General features: G+C 44.6%; 17 protein-coding genes. 14 read left to right on the top strand and 3 right to left on the bottom strand.

The annotated features are described in order from the left end of the window. The first annotated feature begins 10 nt into the window (after positions 1-10). The 9 genes from SRRS_RS22780 (at position 11) to ggt (ending at position 11,655) form a co-directional block, all read left to right on the top strand. Positions 11-1,333 (top strand): glycine/sarcosine/betaine reductase component B subunit, encoded by a 1,323-nt coding sequence (locus SRRS_RS22780; protein WP_371363702.1) that lies wholly within the window; start codon positions 11-13, stop codon positions 1,331-1,333. Between the two features lie 12 nt (positions 1,334-1,345). Then, a complete protein-coding gene (gene grdH / locus SRRS_RS22775; protein ID WP_371363701.1) occupies positions 1,346-2,665 on the top strand; it encodes a betaine reductase selenoprotein B in 1,320 nt (439 codons plus the stop codon). 148 nt (positions 2,666-2,813) lie between these two features. Continuing rightward, a complete protein-coding gene (locus SRRS_RS22770; RefSeq protein WP_371363700.1) occupies positions 2,814-3,716 on the top strand; it encodes a selenium metabolism-associated LysR family transcriptional regulator in 903 nt (300 codons plus the stop codon). A gap of 33 nt (positions 3,717-3,749) precedes the next feature. Next, a complete protein-coding gene (locus tag SRRS_RS22765) occupies positions 3,750-4,274 on the top strand; it encodes an NAD(P)H-dependent oxidoreductase subunit E (protein WP_371363699.1) in 525 nt (174 codons plus the stop codon). After that, the gene (locus tag SRRS_RS22760) at positions 4,262-5,563 is read left to right on the top strand and encodes an NADH-quinone oxidoreductase subunit F (RefSeq protein WP_371363698.1); all 1,302 of its coding nucleotides are present in this window, start codon (positions 4,262-4,264) and stop codon (positions 5,561-5,563) included. The genes SRRS_RS22765 and SRRS_RS22760 overlap by 13 nt, the downstream gene beginning before the upstream one ends. Before the next feature lie 2 nt (positions 5,564-5,565). Beyond that, a complete protein-coding gene (locus SRRS_RS22755; RefSeq protein WP_371363697.1) occupies positions 5,566-7,311 on the top strand; it encodes an NADH-dependent [FeFe] hydrogenase, group A6 in 1,746 nt (581 codons plus the stop codon). Between the two features lie 383 nt (positions 7,312-7,694). Continuing rightward, entirely contained in the window at positions 7,695-8,372 is a 678-nt protein-coding gene (locus SRRS_RS22750) for a GntR family transcriptional regulator (protein WP_371363696.1), read from the top strand. Positions 8,373-8,536: 164 nt separating this feature from the next. Continuing rightward, on the top strand, positions 8,537-9,691 hold the full coding sequence (locus tag SRRS_RS22745) for an MFS transporter (protein WP_371363695.1): 1,155 nt from the start codon (positions 8,537-8,539) through the stop codon (positions 9,689-9,691). A gap of 311 nt (positions 9,692-10,002) precedes the next feature. Further along, the gene (gene ggt / locus SRRS_RS22740; protein WP_371363694.1) at positions 10,003-11,655 is read left to right on the top strand and encodes a gamma-glutamyltransferase; all 1,653 of its coding nucleotides are present in this window, start codon (positions 10,003-10,005) and stop codon (positions 11,653-11,655) included. A gap of 113 nt (positions 11,656-11,768) precedes the next feature. On the opposite strand, the gene SRRS_RS22735 is transcribed toward ggt, so the two are convergent. Then, positions 11,769-12,929 (bottom strand): acyltransferase family protein, encoded by a 1,161-nt coding sequence (locus tag SRRS_RS22735; protein ID WP_371363693.1) that lies wholly within the window; start codon positions 12,927-12,929, stop codon positions 11,769-11,771. A 411-nt stretch (positions 12,930-13,340) separates the two neighbouring features. On the opposite strand from SRRS_RS22735, the gene SRRS_RS22730 reads away from it, so the two are divergent. Continuing rightward, the gene (locus SRRS_RS22730; protein WP_371363692.1) at positions 13,341-13,466 is read left to right on the top strand and encodes a hypothetical protein; all 126 of its coding nucleotides are present in this window, start codon (positions 13,341-13,343) and stop codon (positions 13,464-13,466) included. 216 nt (positions 13,467-13,682) lie between these two features. On the opposite strand, the gene SRRS_RS22725 is transcribed toward SRRS_RS22730, so the two are convergent. Together SRRS_RS22725 and SRRS_RS22720 are read right to left on the bottom strand one after the other, a co-directional pair. Then, complete coding sequence (locus SRRS_RS22725) at positions 13,683-14,555, bottom strand: alpha/beta fold hydrolase (protein WP_371363691.1); 873 nt, start codon at positions 14,553-14,555, stop codon at positions 13,683-13,685. Positions 14,556-14,966: 411 nt separating this feature from the next. Next, positions 14,967-15,854, bottom strand: coding sequence for a LysR family transcriptional regulator (locus SRRS_RS22720; protein WP_371363690.1), 888 nt, complete (start codon positions 15,852-15,854; stop codon positions 14,967-14,969). A 136-nt stretch (positions 15,855-15,990) separates the two neighbouring features. Here SRRS_RS22720 and SRRS_RS22715 point away from each other — a divergent pair, with 136 nt between their 5' ends. The 4 genes from SRRS_RS22715 (at position 15,991) to gmhB (ending at position 20,793) form a co-directional block, all read left to right on the top strand. Further along, positions 15,991-17,316, top strand: a complete 1,326-nt coding sequence (locus SRRS_RS22715; RefSeq protein ID WP_371363689.1) for an anaerobic C4-dicarboxylate transporter family protein — start codon at positions 15,991-15,993, stop codon at positions 17,314-17,316. A gap of 25 nt (positions 17,317-17,341) precedes the next feature. Further along, positions 17,342-18,487 carry a pyridoxal-phosphate dependent enzyme gene (locus tag SRRS_RS22710; protein ID WP_371363688.1) on the top strand — a complete coding sequence of 382 codons (1,146 nt, stop codon included), beginning with the start codon at positions 17,342-17,344 and terminating at the stop codon, positions 18,485-18,487. Positions 18,488-18,752: 265 nt separating this feature from the next. Further along, the gene (locus SRRS_RS22705) at positions 18,753-19,916 is read left to right on the top strand and encodes an iron-containing alcohol dehydrogenase (protein WP_371363687.1); all 1,164 of its coding nucleotides are present in this window, start codon (positions 18,753-18,755) and stop codon (positions 19,914-19,916) included. A gap of 289 nt (positions 19,917-20,205) precedes the next feature. Continuing rightward, positions 20,206-20,793, top strand: a complete 588-nt coding sequence (gene gmhB, locus SRRS_RS22700) for a D-glycero-beta-D-manno-heptose 1,7-bisphosphate 7-phosphatase (RefSeq protein WP_371363686.1) — start codon at positions 20,206-20,208, stop codon at positions 20,791-20,793. Positions 20,794-20,870 lie beyond the last annotated feature (77 nt).

Genomic DNA, 20,870 nt, shown 5'->3' with positions numbered 1-20,870 from the left:
GACTGTTGAAATGAAACTGGATATTGTGAATTTTCATGTTCGGGACATACAGTTCGGCGCTAAAACAGAATACGTCGACGGAATCCTGACAGTCAATAAAGAGGAAGCCTTGGCAGTGGTGAAGGAAGACAGCCATATTACCTTTGCTGATTTGCACATTGTAAAACCGGGCGACGAAGTTCGTCTTATGCCGGTAAAAGAAGCAATTGAGCCACGGCATCGCGTGGGCGGCGGCCCTGTATTCCCAGGCGTAACCGGCAAACTGATGCAGGCTGGTAATGGCACCACACATGCTCTCAAAGACATGAGCGTTCTTGTAGTAGGCAAGCATTGGGGTGGTTTCCAAGACGGTTTGATCGATATGGCCGGCGAAGGCGCCAAGTACACCTATTTTTCTCAGTTGAAAAACTTGGTGTTGGTTGCTGATTCCGATGAATTGTTCGAGCAAAAAGAGCAGCAAAAGAAAAACCGTGCATTGCGTTGGGCTGGTATGCGTTTAGCTGAATATCTGGGCGCTTGCACAAAAGATCTGACCTCAACTGATGTAGAGACCTATGATCTTCCTGCTCTTAACAAGCGCGGCGCTGCTAGCGAGCTGCCCAGCGTAGTAATGGTACTGCAACCGCAGTCTCAGATGGAAGAACTGGGTTACAATGACCTTAACTATGGTTGGGACTGCAATCGTATGCTTCCTACCTTTATGCATCCTAACGAAGTGCTGGACGGCGCTATGATCTCCGGCTCGTTCATGCCTTGCTCCTCCAAGTGGTCCACTTATGATTTCCAAAACTTTCCAATGATTAAGAGACTGTACCAAGAGCATGGCAAGACTGTTAACTTCCTGGGAATTATCATGTCAAACCTCAACGTAGCATTGGATCAAAAAGATCGGGCTGCTCTGTTTGTTGCCCAAATGGCAACATCTTTGGGTGCTGATAGTGCAATCGTTGTTGAGGAAGGCTACGGCAACCCGGATGCTGACTTCACTGGCTGCCTTGTAGCCCTGGAAAATGTCGGCGTTAAGACTATTGGTCTGTCTAATGAGTGCACCGGTCGTGACGGCGCAAGCCAGCCGCTGGTATCTATGGATGAGAAAGCTGATGCCATTGTTTCCTGCGGTAACGTATCCGACTTCATTACACTGCCTCCAATGAAGGTTGTACTGGGAGAGCTCGAAGCTCTTGGACGCGACGGTCTTTCCGGCGGCTGGGCTCATGACGAGAAACTCGGACCATCGGTTCGTCCGGACGGCTCGATCATCATGGAGAACAATGCCATGTTCTGCGGTGATCAGGTTGTTGGCTGGTCTACCAAAACTATGAAGGAATTTTAAGGAGGGAAAAGTGTGAAAACGATCCTGTACATTAACCAGTTTTTTGGACAGATTGGCGGCGAGGAGTTAGCCGATTTTGAGCCGGAGATTCGCGAGGGTTTAGTTGGACCGGCGATGGCAGTACAAGCTGCTCTCGGGGATAAAGTGCAAGTAACTCACACGATCATTTGCGGTGACAACTTTATTGGCTCCAATACCGAAGAAGCTATTAAGCGCATTTTAGGATTCTTGGAAGGCAAAGAGTTTGACCTTTTCATCGCAGGTCCCGCATTCCGTGCCGGCCGTTATGGCGCAGCTTGCGGACACATTTGCTCAGCTGTTCAAAAGAAATTTGGCGTTCCTGCCATCACTTCCATGAACGATGAGAACCCTGGTGTAGAAATGTATAGAAAAGAAATGTACATCTTCAAAGGCGGCGCCAGCGCAGCTGCTATGAGAAAAGATGTAAATGCAATGGCTAAGTTTGCTCTGAAACTTATTAACAAAGAGACATTGCTCTCTGCTGAAGAAGAAGGCTATTTCGGTCGCGGCATTCGTCAGCAAGTCTGGTTGAACCCGCCGGTACCTGCTACCGAGCGTGTAATTGACATGCTGCTGAAAAAGCTCAAGGGCGAACCGTATAAGAGCGAGCTGCCTATTCCTAAGTCTGAGCGTGCGCCGATTGCTAATGCTATTCCTGCTGAGAAGCTGGCAACTATGAAAGTGGCTCTGGCTACCTCCGGCGGTATCGTACCTGTTGGCAATCCTGACCGTATCCAATCCGCCTCTGCTACCAAGTGGGGCAAGTATGACGTCGAGACTATGGACGCTCTGAAGAAGGGTGAATATATGACCATCCATGCCGGCTTTGACCCTGCCGCTGCCAACAGTGACCCTAACGTCATTGTTCCGCTGGATGTAATGCAAGAGTATGCCAAAGAAGGAAAGATCGGCGGCGTATATAAATACTTCTACTCTACCGTTGGTACTGGTACTACCCAGGCTGAAGCCGCTAGAATGGGAAGAGAAATTGCACATGAGTTGGTAAATGACGGCGTTCAGGCTGTTATTTTAACCTCCACTTGAGGCACCTGCACACGTTGCGGCGCAACGATGACCAGAGAAATCGAAAAAGCAGGAATTACCATCGTTCAGATGGCTAACCTGATTCCGGTTATGAAAACAGTGGGCGTTAACCGTATGGTTCCGACCATCTCCATTCCTTATCCTCTTGGTGACCCGGCTACTTCCAAAGAAGAGCAGCATAAGCTTCGCAAACATCGCGTAGGTGTTGCATTAGATGCTCTAAGTACTGCTATTGAAGAGCCGACGCTTTTTGAGGTAAAAATCTAGCTAATTGTCATAGCACTCCGCCGGCGGCAAACCGGCGGAGTGTGTAGTATATAAGTCAAAAAGCAGGTCATGATTACCAGGCAATACAGATCAGGCAGCAGACTGCTTTACGCAGCGTGTGCGCGGAATTTCGCGGGAGGTAGCAAAGATGGAAATGAAACAATTGGAAGCATTTGTCGCAGTAGTTCAATATAACAGCTTTTCCAAGGCGGCTGACATGATCTATTTGTCTCAGCCGACCATCAGTGCCCACATTAATTCTCTGGAAAATGAGATAGGGGCACAGCTCTTAATACGTTCTACCAAAGCGATTTATCCGACACAGACAGGCAAAGAACTGTTTCAGCGCGCTAAAAGCATTCTTGCCCTGCGCGATGAGGCTATTTTTAGAGTCAATAAGATTGACCGGGAAATGCGAGGAGAAATCAGCATATTAGCCTCTACCGTGCCTGCTCAGTTCTTGCTGCCGGAAATCATTACGGCATTTCAAAAAAACTATCCTTATATTGTGTTTAATGTCCAGCAGGCTGACAGTCAGCAGGTCGTAGAAGGGCTTTTAGGGTACCAGTATGATTTTGGCATAGTGGGCACAAGCGTCAATTATCGCCGATTAATAACCGTTCCTTTCTATCGCGACACACTGGTATTGATCACCCCTAAAACTATGAAGGTTGACAAAGAGGAGCTATATCGCGGCCTGGCGGCGTTTTTGCGGCACAAGCCTTTTGTGATGCGCGGGGACGGTTCCGGCACCCGCGTGGAAATGGAGCAGTTGCTGCGGAAGCAGGATGTTTCTGTCCAAAATCTGAATATTGTGGCCTACTTTCACGATACCCAGAGTATTTTATCGGCCGTGTCGCATGGAATGGGAGTATCATTCGTTTCTAAAGTCGCTGCCGTTGCTTATGAAAAAATTGGGCAAATCAAGGTATATGACCTTGAGCAGCAGGCATTTGTCCGACAACTGCATCTGGTTTTTCAAAAGGAGATAATGTTGTCGCCGGTTCAAAAACTTTTTGTCACTTATTTGGAAAATTATTTTACTAGTTAAGTGGTATGCCAAAGAAAGGGTGAGATCACAGGAATGGGTTGTTCAAAAGTAACAAAAGACCAAGCAGTGGGAATTATAAAAGGTTATGAGCAGGTTGTAGCAATTATCAATAAATACGGCAAAGCCAAAGAGCAGTTATTATCAATTTTACTGGACATTCAGGCCAGTTCAGGCAAGAACTATGTTGCCGAAGAATGGGCTGAGGTTGTTGCCTGTCAATTAGACTTGCCAATTACCAAAGTGTATGATGTACTAACCTTTTATGCTATGTTCAACATTGAGCCGCGCGGCCGATATGTCATTGAAATTTGTAAAAGCACACCCTGTCAGGTAGCCAAAGCCGATGCGGTAGTGGCCTTGTTTGAAGAGGCTTTGGGCATTAAGCTCGGTGAGACAACTCCCGACAATCTGTTTACCCTTATGCACACTAGTTGTGTGGGGGCCTGCGACATTGGGCCGGTGGCCAAAATTGGCGATGAAGTCTATGGTAATCTGACAGCAGCCAAAGTAGCCGAATTGGTGAGAAGTTACCGGGGGGTGTCGTCATGTCAAAAATAAATAAACTAATTTCCCGTAACTGCGGCGTCATTCAGCCTGATTCGGTGGAGGATTATGTTCAAGCCGGCGGTTACGAAGGTCTGAAAAAAGCTTTTACTATGAAGCCCGAAGAAATCATCGGCGAAATCAAGAAAGCCAAACTGTTAGGACGCGGCGGCGCCGCCTACCCGGCCGGTTCCAAATGGGAGCAACTTTTGGAAATTTCAGAATCTCCTAAATATATTGTGATCAATGCGGATGAGGGAGAGCCCGGTACCTTCAAAGACAAAATTCTATTGGGGCAGGATCCGCTCAGAGTCATTGAAGGCATGACTATTGCCGGTTATGTTTTCAATTCCCATGACGGTTATATCTATATTCGCGGAGAATACCGCGCTATCCAAAAAGTTTTCCAGAGCGCCATTGATAATGCCGTTAAAGCTGGCTATCTGGGCCAAAGCATTAACGGTACCGGCTTTCAATTTAACATCCATATCATGACCGGAGCCGGAGCCTATGTTTGTGGTGAAAACTCCGCTCTCTTAAATTCCATAGAAGGCAAGGCCGGCCGCCCGCGTATTAAACCGCCTCACCTGGCGGAAGTTGGCTTGTTCCTCCTGCCAACACTGGTAAATAACGTGGAATCCATCGCCAACATCCCGACCATCGTCTTAGAGGGCGGCGACAAATATTTGAGCTATGGCACCAAAGACAGCGGCGGCACCAAGCTCATCTGCCTGTCCGGTAATGTCGCTAACCGTGGCGTATACGAAATTCCGTTCGGTGTCAGCCTGCGGGAGGCCATCTATGATCCCGAACTGGGCGGAGGTATTCCTAACGGAAAAAAACTAAAATTCTTCCATCTGGGCGGCCAGTCAGGTCCGATTGGCAGCGAAGCCCAGCTTGATACACTGTATTGCTATAAAGCGCTTAGAAATGCCGGGTTAAGTGTCGGTTCCGGTGCCGTCGTAGTTATGGATGAAGACGTGTGCGTCATCGATTATCTCAAAGGCGTAACCGAATTCTTTATCCATGAATCCTGCGGCAAATGTACCCCTTGCCGCGAAGGCAACAAACAAATTTACGCCATCCTCTCTAAAATCTCCGCCGGGGAAGCCAAAAAGGACGATCTCACCGTCCTCAAGCGCTTAATCGATACCATGACCAACGCCTCCTTCTGCGGTTTGGGCCAATCGGCAGCAGTTGCCCTCAATACCTGCTGGAAACTCTTCAAAGCTGAATTTGAAGATCACCTAGACAGGAAATGTCCGGCACAAGTTTGTTTTACTGAACAGGAAAGAGGTGAGTAGTGATGGGTCATCATGCTTCAGATCCCAACAAAATCGTAAATATTACCATTGACGGCGTGCCGGTATCGTGTCCTGAAACTACACTTATCCTGGACGCCGCCAAAATGGCTGGAATTGACATTCCGGTACTGTGTTATCATCCTGACCTCAAAGTGCGCGCTACCTGCCGTATTTGTGCAGTAGAAGTTAAAGGGCAGAAAAAACTTAAAACCGCTTGCAGCAACGAAGTCTGGGATGGGGCTGAGTTTATCACCAACAGCCCGTCAGTACGTCAGGCCAGAAAAGATGTGTTGGAACTGATTTTGGCCGAACACCCCCAGGATTGCCTGCAATGCATAAGAAGCACCAACTGTGAACTCCAGCAGCTGGCTCGCGATTTCGGTATCAGCAAGCCGCTATTTGCTAACCAGCCTAAACAAATTCCCCTGGAAGATTCCAATGGGGTTATTGTCCGGGATATGGCCAAATGCGTAAAATGCGGCCGCTGTGTGGAAATGTGCCAGGAAGTGCAGACCGTAGGCGCTATCAATACGGCTCATCGGTCTGTGGAATATGAAATAACGACAGCTTTTGACCGGCCGCTCCAGGACAGCACCTGCGTGTACTGCGGCCAATGTATTTCCGTTTGTCCGGTAGGGGCCCTCTATGAAAAGGATGAAACCGAAAAAGTCTGGCAGGCGATTGGCGATAAAGAAAAACACGTAGTCGTGCAGGTAGCTCCGGCCGTCCGTGTCGCCCTGGGCGAAGAATTCGGTTTAGAACCGGGCAGCATTACAACCGGGAAAATGGTAGCCGCTCTGCGCCGCTTAGGGTTTGACAAAGTGTTTGATACCGACTTTGCCGCCGACGTCACCATCATGGAGGAAGGCAGCGAGCTTCTGGAAAGAATGGGACATGGCGGTGCTTTGCCGCTAATTACCTCCTGCAGCCCGGGCTGGATCAACTTTGTAGAAACCTTCTACCCGGACTTACTGCCCCATGTTTCCACCTGCAAATCGCCGCAACAAATGTTTGGGGCCTTGGCCAAGAGCTATTACCCCGAAAAAGCGGGTATCGACGCCGCGAAGATTGTATCGGTGTCCATTATGCCCTGCACGGCGAAAAAATATGAAAGTGCCCGGCCGGAAATCAATGGCAGCGGGTACCGCGATGTCGATGTTGTTTTAACTACCCGTGAATTGGCCAGAATGATTAAACAGGCCGGTTTTGACTTTAACAAATTAGGCAACGAAGAATTCGATGCTCCGCTTGGCCTCTCTACCGGCGCGGCTGTCATCTTCGGCACCTCCGGCGGTGTTATGGAAGCGGCTCTCCGTACTGTCTATGAATTCGTAACCGGCAAGGAACTTACTAATGTCGATTTCGAGGGGGTACGCGGCCTCACCGGCGTTAAGGAAGCAGAAATTGACCTGGACGGCAAAAAGGTTAAAGTGGCTATTGCCAACGGCCTGAAAAATGCCCGGGTTATTTTAGACAAAATCCGTGCTGGCGAATGTGATTACCAGTTTGTTGAAATCATGTGCTGCCCGGGGGGCTGCATCGGCGGCGGCGGACAGCCTTGGGGCACCACAAAGGCTACCAAGGAAGCCCGGATGGCCGGACTGTATCAGGCCGACCGCGACCTGCCGATCCGGCAGTCACATAAAAATCCGGCGGTGAAAGCCTTGTATGATGAGTATTTAGGTAAACCGCTTGGTCACAAATCCCATGAACTCCTTCATACTCACTACCATCCCCGTCATAAGTAAGTAACAAATGAGGACGGCATCAGCTGTCCTCATTTGTTACCCTGCCAGAATTAATAAAATTCGTAGCTTAAACTACAAGAGCGGGCGGCAGCCATGGAAGAAATAGCTGTGGCCAGTGAGGCTTTGGCCAAAATGGCGGAAAATTTGACTCAAGCCGTAAGTAGGTTCAAATTGTACTTCTGATTGTCATTGTACTCCGCCGGGCATAAATACCGACGGAGTGCAATGACGTACCGGCAAAGTGCCATGCCAAAGGATTTTCCCACTTATCTGGGAAAAAACTGATGATTATGGGAAACATCGCATGTGCCGCTCTGTACAGCGCGGGTATAGTGCGGTATAATCAATATGTAATTTTGGTGAAAAGTTGGTGAGCCCAAGGCATGGTGATTATGCCGGAATACGAGAAAAAAAGTTTGAGCGACATAGTTGTCGCTTATGTTAAACATAGAATTTTATCCGGCGCGTTAAAAAGCGGCGATAAATTGATAGAGGCAGATATATCCAATGAGTTAAGTACCAGTCGCGCTCCCGTGCGCGAGGCGATGCGCATTTTGAATGAACAAGGGATTATTTCTTTTTCGCCGAGAAGAGGCAATCAGGTTCTGGAAATGAGCCCCAAAGAGGTTTTAGAGGTTTTTGAGATTCGCATCTCGCTGGAAATTCAGATCTTGCACACACTGGTCACTCAACATAAGCTTCAGGAGCAAGATTATGAGGAATTATATAATCTAACGCTGCAGATGCAAAACGGCGAACAAGAATGCAGTAAAGATGAAGAACGTGTATTTCTACTCAATACACTGGATTTATCTTTTCATCGTTATTTGTGGAACGCTTCTGAAAGCAGTCGGCGTGGGCAGATTCTGGAGGGCTTGTTTTATCAGCTTCTGATTGTTATGAACCAAAATATCGTGTCGCTGGGCACCTTTGCGGAGAAGGCGCAGGAGCATCTGCGGATTCTTAATGCATTGAAAACAAAACAGTCGCCGCTTGTGTTAGACGAGTTCATGAAGCATATGCAAAGTTATGTTGACGCAACGGTTGTCAAAAATAAATAGGTCAATAAAGCTATTTATTATGGTGGTTAGAGAACTGGAAACCTGAACCCTCCAAACTTGTGAATTGGAGGGTTCTCCTGTAATAAAAGGGGGATTATCAGCTGACTACATCCAAGAAAGTTCAATCTGCCTGGCTGCTGATGATTAGCGCGGCAGCTATTTTAATGATTACTATGGGAGCCAGGCAGTCGGTAGGGCTGTTTGTTACGCCGCTCAATCAGGCTACCGGTCTCGGCATTGTTTCGATCAGCTTTGCCCTGGCCATCGGCCAGTTTGTCTGGGGCCTGGCCCAGCCTATATTTGGGGCTATCGCCGACAAAAAGGGGTCTTATCATGTACTCATTTTCGGCACCCTGCTGCTGGCCGGAGGCACGGCGCTGACACCCTTGGCGCAATCGGAAGGGGCGCTTGTCGCAACTATGGGTATTTTAAGCGCGGCCGGCGCCGGGGCAGGCAGCTTTTCGATATTGATCGGCGCCACAAGCGGGCACCTGCCGGCTGAAAAGCGGGCCTTCGCCGGTGGGTTTATCAATGCCGGCGGTTCGTTAGGCCAATTCATTTTCGCCCCCTTGTTACAGGCTATTATCAGCGGTTTTGGCTGGGTAGCGGCCATGCTTACCATGGCCGCGGCCACCTTGCTAACTATTCCGCTTGCTTCGATGCTGTGTGGTAAAGCCGCCGCACCTCAACCCGCAGCCGACCAAGCCGCAGACGGGCTATTCCGGCAAGTCAGGCTGTCCTTGCGCAACCTCAGTTATTTATGTCTGCATGCCGGTTTTTTCACCTGCGGCTTCCATGTTGCCTTTCTGGTTACTCATTTGCCCGGGGAAGTGTCGCTGTGCGGCCATGCGGCCAGTGTATCAGCCACGTCGCTGGCGCTTATCGGGTTATTTAATATCGGCGGCAGTCTGGCTGCCGGCATGCTTGGCACACGGTACCGGATGAAATACATCCTGGCCGTTATGTATGCCAGTCGCGCCGTTATGATCGCCATATATCTCATGGCTCCTAAAACACCGCTTACTTTCTACATATTTGCGGCCGGACTTGGCTTTACCTGGCTGGCAACGGTGCCGCCCACAGCTGGTCTGGTCGGCAAGCTTTTTGGCACCCGGTATATGGCCACACTGCTGGGCTTGACAATTCTTACCCACCAGATCGGTGGTTTCCTGGGGGCATGGCTGGGGGGAATTGCGGTAGCCCATGACGGAAATTATCAATGGATGTGGTATGCCGATATGCTGCTGGCCGGTGTTGCGGCCCTCGTCAATTTGCCGATCCAGGAAGCCAAAGTATCCAAGGAACCGGTAACAGCGTAATAAGTGGTATAACTAGAAATAATAGACGAGTAGAGTGACAACCTTAAATACTGGTTGGCACGCTACTTTTTAAAAGGTATCAATGGTTTGAACAAGCGCCTTCCTAAGACTGTGCCCAAATTGGCTCAGTCTTTTTTATTTATTCCTATAGCTAAGACCATTATTTAAAATATTTACCTTAGTTATCTTACATATCCTTCCAGTATTAATCAGCTTATAATAGATTCATAATTATTCGAAGCTACACCATTGCAGTAAACAAATATTCTTGATTTTGTGCCATGGGCAAAGCGAAAGGAATGATTATAACTGTGAATAAGTGGGAAAGGGCTGCCGGCCGGCCAACCATAATGGCGCCTAACGCAATGGTAGTGACGCCGCACTATCTTGCCTCACAGGGCGCTCTTCAAGTACTTGAAAATGGCGGGAATGCAGCAGAAGCAGCCATTGCTGCCGCTGCTGTAATTAGTGTTGTATATCCTCATATGAATGCAATAGGCGGAGATAATTTCTGGCTCCTTTATGATGCCAAAACCAAACAGCTAAAAGCTTTAAACGCAAGTGGACGGTCTGGAGAAAAAGCTAACATAGAATGTTATAAAGCCCTGGGATTTAGTAAAATTCCCTCCAGAGGTTATCTTGCAGCCAATACTGTTCCTGGCGTAATTTCCGGCTGGTGGGAGATTTATAACTATTCTCAAATACATATGAACTCAAATATGCCGTGGGCAACTCTTTTAGAGAAATCTATTAATTATGCCGAGAATGGCTTTTCTGTAACACCAAGCCAAGAGTATTATACAAGAGTAAACATTGCTAAAGAAGACAATGAATTTCGCAATCTTGGGCGTTTTGACGGTTTTAAGAAAACTTTTTTAAAAGCTGACGGCAATATCTATCAAACAGGAGAGCTTTTTAAACAAAAAGACCTTGCTAAGACCTTGAAAATTATTGCCCAAAAAGGAGCAGACGGCTTTTATAAAGGTGAAATAGCAGAAAAAATCGTTTCTGACCTCAAGAAAAATGGAGGAGTCTTAGCGTTAGAAGATTTTGCCTGTCATAGAGCCGACTGGGTTGAATCCATTTCCACGGATTACCGTGGCTTTACAGCCTATAACTTTCCGCCCAACACCCAGGGAATGGCCTCTTTATCCATCCTAAACATCCTTACCAATTTTGATCTAACATCAATGGGCGAAGGCAGCACCGATTATTATCATGTCCTAATTGAAGCCACTAAGCAAGCCTTTACCGACCGTGATAAATGGCTAACTGATCCAGCCTTCGTTAAAATACCGGTTGATTCTCTTCTTTCCAAAGAGCACGGGGCCAAACTAGCTGCCAGGATCGATCTGCAAAAGGCGAAAACAGAGGTAAACCCCCTTGATCCTAAAGGTGATACAATCTGGATAGGTGTCGTTGATAAAGCCGGCAACGCCGTCTCTTTAATCCAAAGTATCTATCATGATTATGGCTCGGGGATTGTCGCAAAAGATACAGGCGTATTGCTCCAAAACAGAGGCAGTTTTTTCTCGCTTGACCCTAACCATATTAATCATCTCGAACCCCGGAAACGTACCTTCCATACTCTAAATCCGGCAATGTTATTTAAAGATAAGCAACCTTACCTCGTTTACGGCACTATGGGCGGCGAAGGCCAGCCCCAGACCCAGGCTGCAATTGTAACCCGGATTATTGATTTTAACTTTAACGTCCAAGCAGCCATTGAAGCGCCTCGCTGGCTGCTTGGACGCACCTGGGGCGCTTCTTCCAATGATCTGAAAATTGAAAGCAGAGTTCCGCAAACGGTAGTAGATGAACTTTTAAAACGAGGCCATCCTGTTAAAGTAGTAGCCGATTATAGCGACATAATGGGGCATGCCGGCGCTATCCTCATCACCCCCAACAACATCAAATATGGCGGCGCAGACCCGCGCGGCGATGGAACAGCCGTTGGCTATTAAAAGTACAGTTTCCTTTGCCTTTAGAATCAAATTTGAAATACACCCAGAAAATTAGCCATTAAAGACTAACATTTTGGGTGTATTTTTTATAGTTAAGTTACTCTGCGCGGTTCCTAAGCGTGAATCTGTGTATTTTTATGTTGGTTTCGTTTTCCTAAGGATAAGACGGGGGTAATCACGTACTCTGCAAGTAAGAAACATAAGATCACTGTGACAAGCGATACGCCGATATATTTAACCCAGATGTTTATTGCCATTTTTTGCACTGTGCAGCCTATAGGGATGATCACACATTGGTGAATGAAAAAAATAGTATAAGAATTAGCGGCAAGCCTGCGCCATAAGTAGGCGTTACTGTCAAAAAATCGTTGGAATAAGGCAATAAGGGCAAAGGTTGCCGTTAGAGAAAAGGCAGCATGGGTAAATGCATGGCCAACTTTAGCTAATACCGGAACATTAGGGATAAGGGTAAACGTTACCCGGTAGGCCAGAAAAACAAATAACATAATGAGTGCCGCCAAGCCCCAGGTAAGTAAACGGGGGGTATAGCCACCAGCGGTAAACCAGGAATGCTTCCACGCATATACTCCTAGTCCAAAATAACAGAGATGCAATACTAACCGTACAGGCTGAATCATGAATAAATATTTGACATTCACCCAGGCGTCATTCCAAAAGAATAAATTGATAATAAAAAAGGATGCCGCTGTAAGCAGCGTAAAGGCAGGGAAAAACCACAATGGGGGTGTGCTCATTTGGAGCGACTTTTTAAAATAGGCAGGATTGATTTGATAAGCAATAGTAAGTACTAAAAAAAACAGAGCCAACAATCCGAGAAACCAGTATTGAGCTTGTTGGTAATAGGGGCCCCAAAAGCCATCCCTGTAGAAGGATAAATAATTGGGTGGGGTATCCATGCGGCTGTAAAAAGTACTATAGGCCACAAGGGGAGCAATGAATAGCACTCCTCCAACCCATGGAACAATAATACGCTTAAGTTTATCCTGCCAAAATCCGGTCGCCCCTTTTTTGACCAAAACCATAGGAGCAAAATAACCGGCGACCAAAAACATGATGGGCATAATATATACGTCTGTTTCAAGTATAAATAAATCAAAGAACCCATGCGTCTGTATATCGTTTACAGTCCACCATTTAAGATCCCAAGTAGTATATCCCATCGCAACATGAAATACGACCATTAAAAGAATAATAAAGGCTTTAAGGTTATCAAGAAAATATACTCGTTGTCTATTTACGGCTTGCAGACTCATAAGTATCCTCCTCTATAATGTTATATAGCCATTATTAGCAATAGTTGTGCCAATTTAGAATAGGAGGGCTCTTTACTATCCTTTCTTTCTGAACTATAAGCATATGGACTGATTTTAGGATCGGGTTTCCACTCGAGTACTAAATTAGTAATCAAAAAACGGGTAATAAATACCCGCTACGGAGAATTTTTTACCCGTTCTTTCACACAGTCTGGCGTCCGCGATAGTCGACCTAGATAAATGTTTTTTCTAAATTAAGAAGATACCACCGTCCTCCTGTCTCTGAGGTCAGGAAAGCAAACCTTGCGGGATTTTTGTATTATAATGAAAAACAGAGGATACTTCTTGCTCCGTAATAAATACTTCATGATTTAAACAACATAGTTTAGCAGGAATACAGGGAGGTATTGTATGAGTGAATTTTTAAAATTAGAAGACTTTATTGAGCTTTCATATGTAGGTTATGAAGAAGCTATAGTCCAATTTTTGCAGGATAACGGAATAACGATTGATGATTTTGAATATGTAGGGAAATGATTCTGAGTGTCCGCAGTGTGAAGCGGAAAGCTTTAGTGTCTGGCGTAGGGATATAGGATTCATTGAAGACGGAAAAATTTTTACTTTCGATTTGGATGGAGCTGATGAAATATTGGATTTCGCTATATACTGGTGTAAAAAATGCGGTAAGTGGACTACTTATATTGAGTAACGCATTAATGTATAGAGTCTCTTGGAAAAGGGGTTAGCGGAAGGTTATTCTTTGTGTTTTTCGATATACTCAGCAATCTCTTTTATGCAAATCTCGTCATTGAATTGCATAAGCCAGTGTCCGGCGTCCAGTTCAATAAATTTATAATCGCCCTTCATATAAGTATGACTTAGCTCGACACCAGCTTTAGCAATGGCTAAATCATTGCTTCCCCAAATGAATAGTGTTGGAGTATGTACATCCCAATTGGGTATTGCTGGACTATCGCCATTTTCTGAAGTTTTAAATGCGGCTCGATACCAGTTTATTGTTGCTGTACGAGCCTCTTTTTGGCGGAAGATTTTTAAATAGTCTTCAATGAAATTCTGATCAAAGCCTTCCCACAGTTTCCGCAGTCTTTCACAATCGTTAGCGCCTAAAAGAGACTCAGGCACTTCGGGTTCCATAAAAGTAAATATGTATTGACTCTTTTCACGTTGTACTTTGTCATTGCTCAAGGCCCATTTATATGCTGCTGAGTGCGGAACGGACAGGGCAGACCAGGAGACAATACGTTCAGGGTACAGCGTGACAACAGTCCAGCCAATTGCTGCACCCCAATCATGACCCACAAGATGAAACTTTTCAGCGTTACCTACTGTATCTGCCAGAGCAACGATATCGGACGCAAGTGCACGATTAGTGTAGTTTCCTATTCCTTCCGGTCTTGCACCATCACTGTAGCCTCTTTGATTTGGCGCCAGACAGCGATAACCTTTTTCCGCCATAGTCTGCATCAGTTTTTCCCAAATGATTGAGCTCTCAGGAAAGCCATGCAGAAAAATAATTAGCTCACCTTGCTGCTCCAATCCGCAGGTACGACATGTAAAAGAAAGACCATTTGCCGAAAACACCTCAATTTTTACTTGCCTGTTCAAGTTGATACCTCCCAATATACTATTTATCTGAGGGTATAAGAGAATGAGTGGCAGTAGTGTCTTTGCGAGATTTCCTGACAGCTAACCTTACATTAAATTATTATTGCTTTAAATAGTGATTATTTTGTTTATGTTATACCCATATTCATATCATGTAGCATAAGATCGAATTAATCAATCGACAGTTTGGGACTTGTGTATGGTCTTTATATAATTCTTATGTCAGGGGAACAGAATGACACTGAGGGACGTACGTCCCTATTGTCATAGAGTCAATTAGAACGGTAGCGGCAATTATCTGTTAAGGATTTGTCGTTTTTTTATTTTTTCGACCTTTTGGATGCGTCAGTTAGACCATTGTCGCACAGCCTGACGTTCCTTTTGTCATAAATGGTAAAAGAAAAAGAGGATCTAAACACACTTTAGATTATGCTTTGCCATAAGTTCTAACCAATATCTTACTGGTAGTTCATTTATCTTGCTGGAATTAACGGCGAGATGCGCTTTCCATTTTGGAGGTAAGTTAGAGCCGACCAGCGGTATTTCAACAATGGTCTTATTTTTTAGTTCATTTGCTACGGATGATCTATTTAAAAGCGCCGGCCTAAGACCCTGTTTTACTAAAGAAAGAATAATGTAAGCAGGATCAATCTGGGCTTGGAATACGTGATTCGCAGGCAATACCTCACTGATCCACTTACTAAACGCTCCAGACCAATTATGATATAGAAGATTTATATGTGACAGTTCTTCAATGGGAATTGAAGAACGATTCGCTAAAGGATGATTAGGATGAACAACTAAAACGAAATCATCTTCGTGGCAAACGAATATTTTCAACCGGTTTAATCGTGGTGGCTGATAAACTATGGCAATATCTATCACGCCATCTAGTAATAATTGTATTACTTCCGAAGAGTGGCCGGTTGTTGCTTTGATTGATATTTTCGGGTGTTGTAATAAATACTCTTTAAGGACCGGAAACAGAAGGTTTCTCCAAATTGAATCTACACTGCCAATAACAAGGCGTCCTTCAAATGGGTCGGTGGAATTAACTTTAATTTTACCTTCTTCGTAAAGATGAAGAATTCTTTCAGCATAAGGCAAAAATACAATTCCTGCTTCAGACAGTTCAACCTTCTGCTTATTTCTTAGAAAAAGCTGCTTTCCCACAGCCTTTTCTAATTCCTGAATACGAGTTGTGACAGTCGACTGAACAATATGTTGTGTCTCTGCAGTTTTTGAAAAGTTTTTAGTCTGTGCAAGAATTATTAGGGTACGTAGTAACTCAATATCCAAAGAAACCACCTCGTAATCGAAAATATTGATAAATATTATTAATATAATTCGTTAGACAAATAACAAGCCCCTGCTTTATAGTTAGTTCTAACAGGGAGAAAATGTTTTATCAATGAATTCGTTAAGAGGAGGTTTAATGATGTTTTGGGTTGAGCTTATAATTTTATTTTCTATGTTACTCATTGGCGCAAGGCGTGGAGGACCCTTTCTCGGTATGGTCGGCGGATTAGGAATGGCAATCTTAGTATTTGGAGCTCATTTGACACCAGCAAATCCGCCAATCAATGTCATACTCATCATTTCCACTGTTATTCTCGCCGCTAGTACCATGCAAGTTGCAGGCGGAATGGATTATTTGGTGGGCTTGGCTGAAACAATTTTGAGAAAAAACCCAAAAAATATCACATTTTTAGCACCGGTTGTTGTATATCTGTTTTGCTTTATGTCAGGGACAGGTTATGTAGCGTTCAGTCTACTACCCGTAATAGCCGAAGTGGCCCGCGAATCCGGCATTCGTCCAGAAAGGCCGCTGTCGATAACAGCTGCTGCATCACAACAAGCCGTAATAGCTAGCCCAATTTCAGCAGCTACTGCGGTTATGCTTGGCGTTTTTCTTCCTTTAAATATAGGGTTATTAGATATTTTAAGAGTCTGTATTCCGGCAACTTTCATCGGAGTGCTAGCGGGTGCCTTATATGCAAGCCGGATGGGAAAAGATTTAGACAAAGACTCTGAATACTTGGAGCGAGTTGCAAAAGGCGAAGTTCCTCCATTGGAAAAAAAGAAATTCAACGAAAAATATTTTACAAGAGAAGCGAAATTATCTGTCTTATTGTTCTTACTAGGTGCATTGGCTATAGTACTCTTTGGAACTTTTCCCTCGTTACGGCCTGTTTTAAAGTACGCTGGGAAACTGCAGCTTTTGCCTATGCCTGAGACCATTGAAATCGTTATGTTGCTTATTTCAACAGTAATGGTTATCTTGTGTAAAGTTAATGTTGGAAAAATCAGTGATAGTTCGGTTTTTAAATCAGGTATGGTTGGAGTACTTGTGGTATTTGGAACTGCGTGGATGAGCGATACGATGGTAAGTGCGAACAGCACATTGATTCAAAGCAGTATTAAGTCGACTGTTATGTCTTATCCATGGATGTTTCTCTTTGCTGTTTGTGTAATAGATATTTTAATTGCAAGCCAGTCTGTATCAGCTGCGGCGATGATGCCACTAGGCGTTTTGTTAGGCGTCCCGGCTCCCTTATTAATAGCTATGTATCCAGCGGTGAGTAGTCATTTCTTTTTGCCTACGTCGACAATTCATGTTACGAGTGTATCACTGGACAGAACTAAGACGACAAAAATCGGCAAATATGTCCTGAATCATAGTTTCATGATGCCTGGTTTCGTTACGATGTCGGTGGCTATTATCGTTGGATATTTACTAGCAGAACTTTTTACGTTCTAATTTAATTAAGTGGAGGTTAGGTTCAATGTATAAAATGAATTCTTACTTGAAAAAAATGTATTGTCTACGTTGCGGTTCACAATATGAAATCAAAGACTATCATACAGGTTGTCCATCCTGTCTCAAAGATGGTTATCCTGTCAATTTATCTTTTAAGTATGAAGGAAAACAAAAAATACGAAAAGATAAAAGCCGTATGTTTCGATACCAAGATTTCTTGCCTTATGAATCATTCCCTACTCTTGGCGAGGGTAACACACCCGTTATCGAAGTGAAACGTTTGGCTGATAACCTTAATCTCAATAAGGTATATATTAAAAACGAATTTCAAAACCCAACCGGGTCTCATAAAGACAGAATGAGTCCTTTTGCGGTTGCACGAGCAGTTAGTCTTGGCAAAAAGTGTGTCGTTGCGGCTTCTTCTGGCAATGCAGGTGCATCGTTAGCAGCTTATGCAGCAGCGGCTGGAATTAAGTGCAAGATCATAACCACAAGGAAGATGAACCCTATCTGGAAAAAGGCGATTGAATTGCCCGGCGCTGAATTAGTATTAATGAACACTCCCCAAGAAAGATGGCCTTATATGCAGAAGATGGTTGAACAAGAAGATTGGTATCCCGTGACCAATTTCGTAACTCCTCCTGTCGGTAGTAACCCTTTCGGCATTCAAGGATACAAAACCATATCGTATGAAATTTACGAAGAACTTTCTAATGAGATGCCCCACTTTATTCTGATTCCATCATGCAGAGCAGATTTACTTTGGGGCGTTTATGAAGGGTTTAAAGATTTATTTGATTTTGGACTAATCCAAGATATACCACGATTGATAGCTGTCGAGCCTTTTCCAAGAATCTCTAAGATTCTTGACGGTGAAGATTATAGGAATACTTTTTTGGGAGATAGTTCTTCAACTGTGTCGATTGGAGGAGATACTGTTACCTATCAGGCTATCGCTGCGATTAAGCTGTCAAAGGGAACTGCAAGCAATATTGTTCAGAATAAAGTCGCCGAATATCGGCTGGAGCTTGCTAAGTTGGGTTTCTACCTCGAAAGTTCGGCTGCAACGATAATTGGCTCTCTTGCCGAACTCGTTGCCGATCAGACGGTTCCGCAAGGTGCTAGTGTATTAATGATTGCAACATCTAACGGATATAAAGATGTTCCATGAAACATTTCGTCATACAATAGTAAGAAAGAAGTGTCCCCCGACCGGAATAACCGGCTGGGGGACTGTTTAGGTTTCGAACCGTCACTTGACCCAGTCTTTTTGACGTTTTGTCTAATGATTATTCGCCGGAGTGACAGTGGGTGTTTTTATTAACTAAGTTTTATAAAATTACAGATCTTTACTGGAAATATTGATCCCAAAATAGCAATACTATATAATGCTGCGTGAATAAACAACCTGTTTTGTATGAAAGGAGTTATGAGTAATGAAATGGTTTCGTATTCCAAGAGATATTGTATTTGAACCTGGTTCTATACAATATTTGGCTGATATTCAGGGAACCCGGGCAATTGTAGTCACCGGCGGCAGTTCTATGAAAAAGTACGGTTTTTTGGATAAAGCTGTAGAACTATTGAAGAAAGCAGGAATGGAAGTAAAAGTATTTGACGGCGTTGAACCGGACCCTTCAGTAAAAACAGTTTACAGCGGGGCCAAAGCCATGCAGGAATTTCAGCCGGACTGGATTGTCTCCATCGGCGGCGGCTCAGCCATAGATGCTGCCAAGGCTATGTGGGTATTTTACGAATATCCGAAATTAGCATTTGCGGATATTATCCAGCCATTTGGCATTCCGAAACTGCGTAATAAAGCGCGGTTTGTCGCCATACCTTCCACCAGTGGTACCGCCACTGAAGTTACTTGTGCGTCAGTAATAACCGATTATGATACGCCAAATAAGATGAAGTACCCTCTTTTGTCCTATGAGATTACGCCGGATATCGCCATTGTGGATCCGGAATTGACTGTTACCATGCCTCCTCATGTAACCGCTCATACGGGCGTAGATGCACTGACTCATGCCATTGAAGCCTATGTATCTACTAACAGCAGCCATTTTACCAACCCTTTGGCTTTGGAGGCAATTAAAATGGTGTTTGAATATTTGCCCAAGGCTTATCAAAACGGACAAGATATGGTTGCCCGGGGGAAAATGCACTATGCCCAGTGTTTGGCAGGTATCGCTTTTACGAACGCATTTCTTGGGATTGTTCACAGCATGGCCCATAAAATTGGTGCGCAGTTTGAAATTCCTCATGGAGAGGCCAATGGCATCCTATTGCCCTATGTAATAGCATATAATGCTGAGACCGCAAGTAAAGAGTATGGGGAAATTGCCCGGTATATTGGTATTGCTGAGACTGATGACAAAATTGCGACAGAAAAGTTGATTAATGCTATACGGCAGTTAAATTCTCAGGTTGGCATTCCGGCGACTCTACAGGGAGTCAATATTAATGGCGAAGAGTTTTTTGCAAAGTTGGCTGAAACGGCGAAAAATGCTCTGGAAGATCCTTGTACTGGCTGTAATCCGCGTACTCCTACTGTTGAAGATATTAAACAAATTTATGAAAAGGCATTTAACAGTTGATATTTCCGATAACTAAGCAAAAGTATAGTTTTTTAAGGGTTTACATAGGGTTTGTTCTGCTAACACAGCCTATTAGACTTTGAGTCAAGTAACGTCGAAATCCTGGAAGGTAAAGCAAACCTTGCAGGATTTTTTGTATTTAATGGTAAACAGAGTATTAATATGTAATGTTACAAGAAAGTATGAATTTAGTTCGAATTGAAGCTGGGATTAATGTAACTTGGTTTAGTAGCGATGAGTCAAAGAAGCGTTACCTGACTTATCTTAAACCGATTCGCGGAGGTTAAAAATGAGTTATTCGACAAAAAAGGCTGCTGCATTTCTAGACCGAGACGGCACAATTAATCTTGATAAAGGTTATTTTTGCCGGCCGGAAGAATTTGAGTTTGAGCAGGGTTCAATTGAGGCAATTCGCTTGTTAAATCAGGCTGGATACAGAGTATTTGTCATCTCCAATCAAGCAGGCATTGCCCTGGGACATTTCAGTGAAACCCAAGTGGATGAACTGCATAAATGGCTTATGGCAGAACTGGCCCAATATGGTGCCCATATTGATGGATTTTACTACTGTCCGCATCACGCAAAACTTGGCATCGGGCACTACAAGACAGTTTGTGACTGTCGAAAGCCGGCCCCAGGTCTGATTTTAAAGGCTGTTAATGAGTGGAATATTGATCTTAATAAGTCCTACATGGTAGGCGATCATAATAGTGATGTAGAGGCAGGACATGCTGCCGGTGTAAAATCTATCTTTGTGCGTACCGGGCATGGCAGGGAGGAAGAACTCTTTGTTGCGCCAGATGTCCCCAGGGCGGCGAATCTCTATGAAGCGGTGACGAAATACATGCTTCCGTCTGCCGACCTTTTGCGTCGTTAAATCAAAGTTAAAACGAAACCGTCCGGCGAGCTTGCCGGACGGTTTCGTTTTAACTTTTACTTCAAGGAAGACTCCAT

The organism is Sporomusa rhizae, from assembly GCF_041428845.1.
GTDB lineage: Bacteria > Bacillota > Negativicutes > Sporomusales > Sporomusaceae > Sporomusa > Sporomusa rhizae.
Note: the sequence above shows the minus strand (reverse complement) of the source record. Positions and strands in the feature narration are given on the sequence as shown.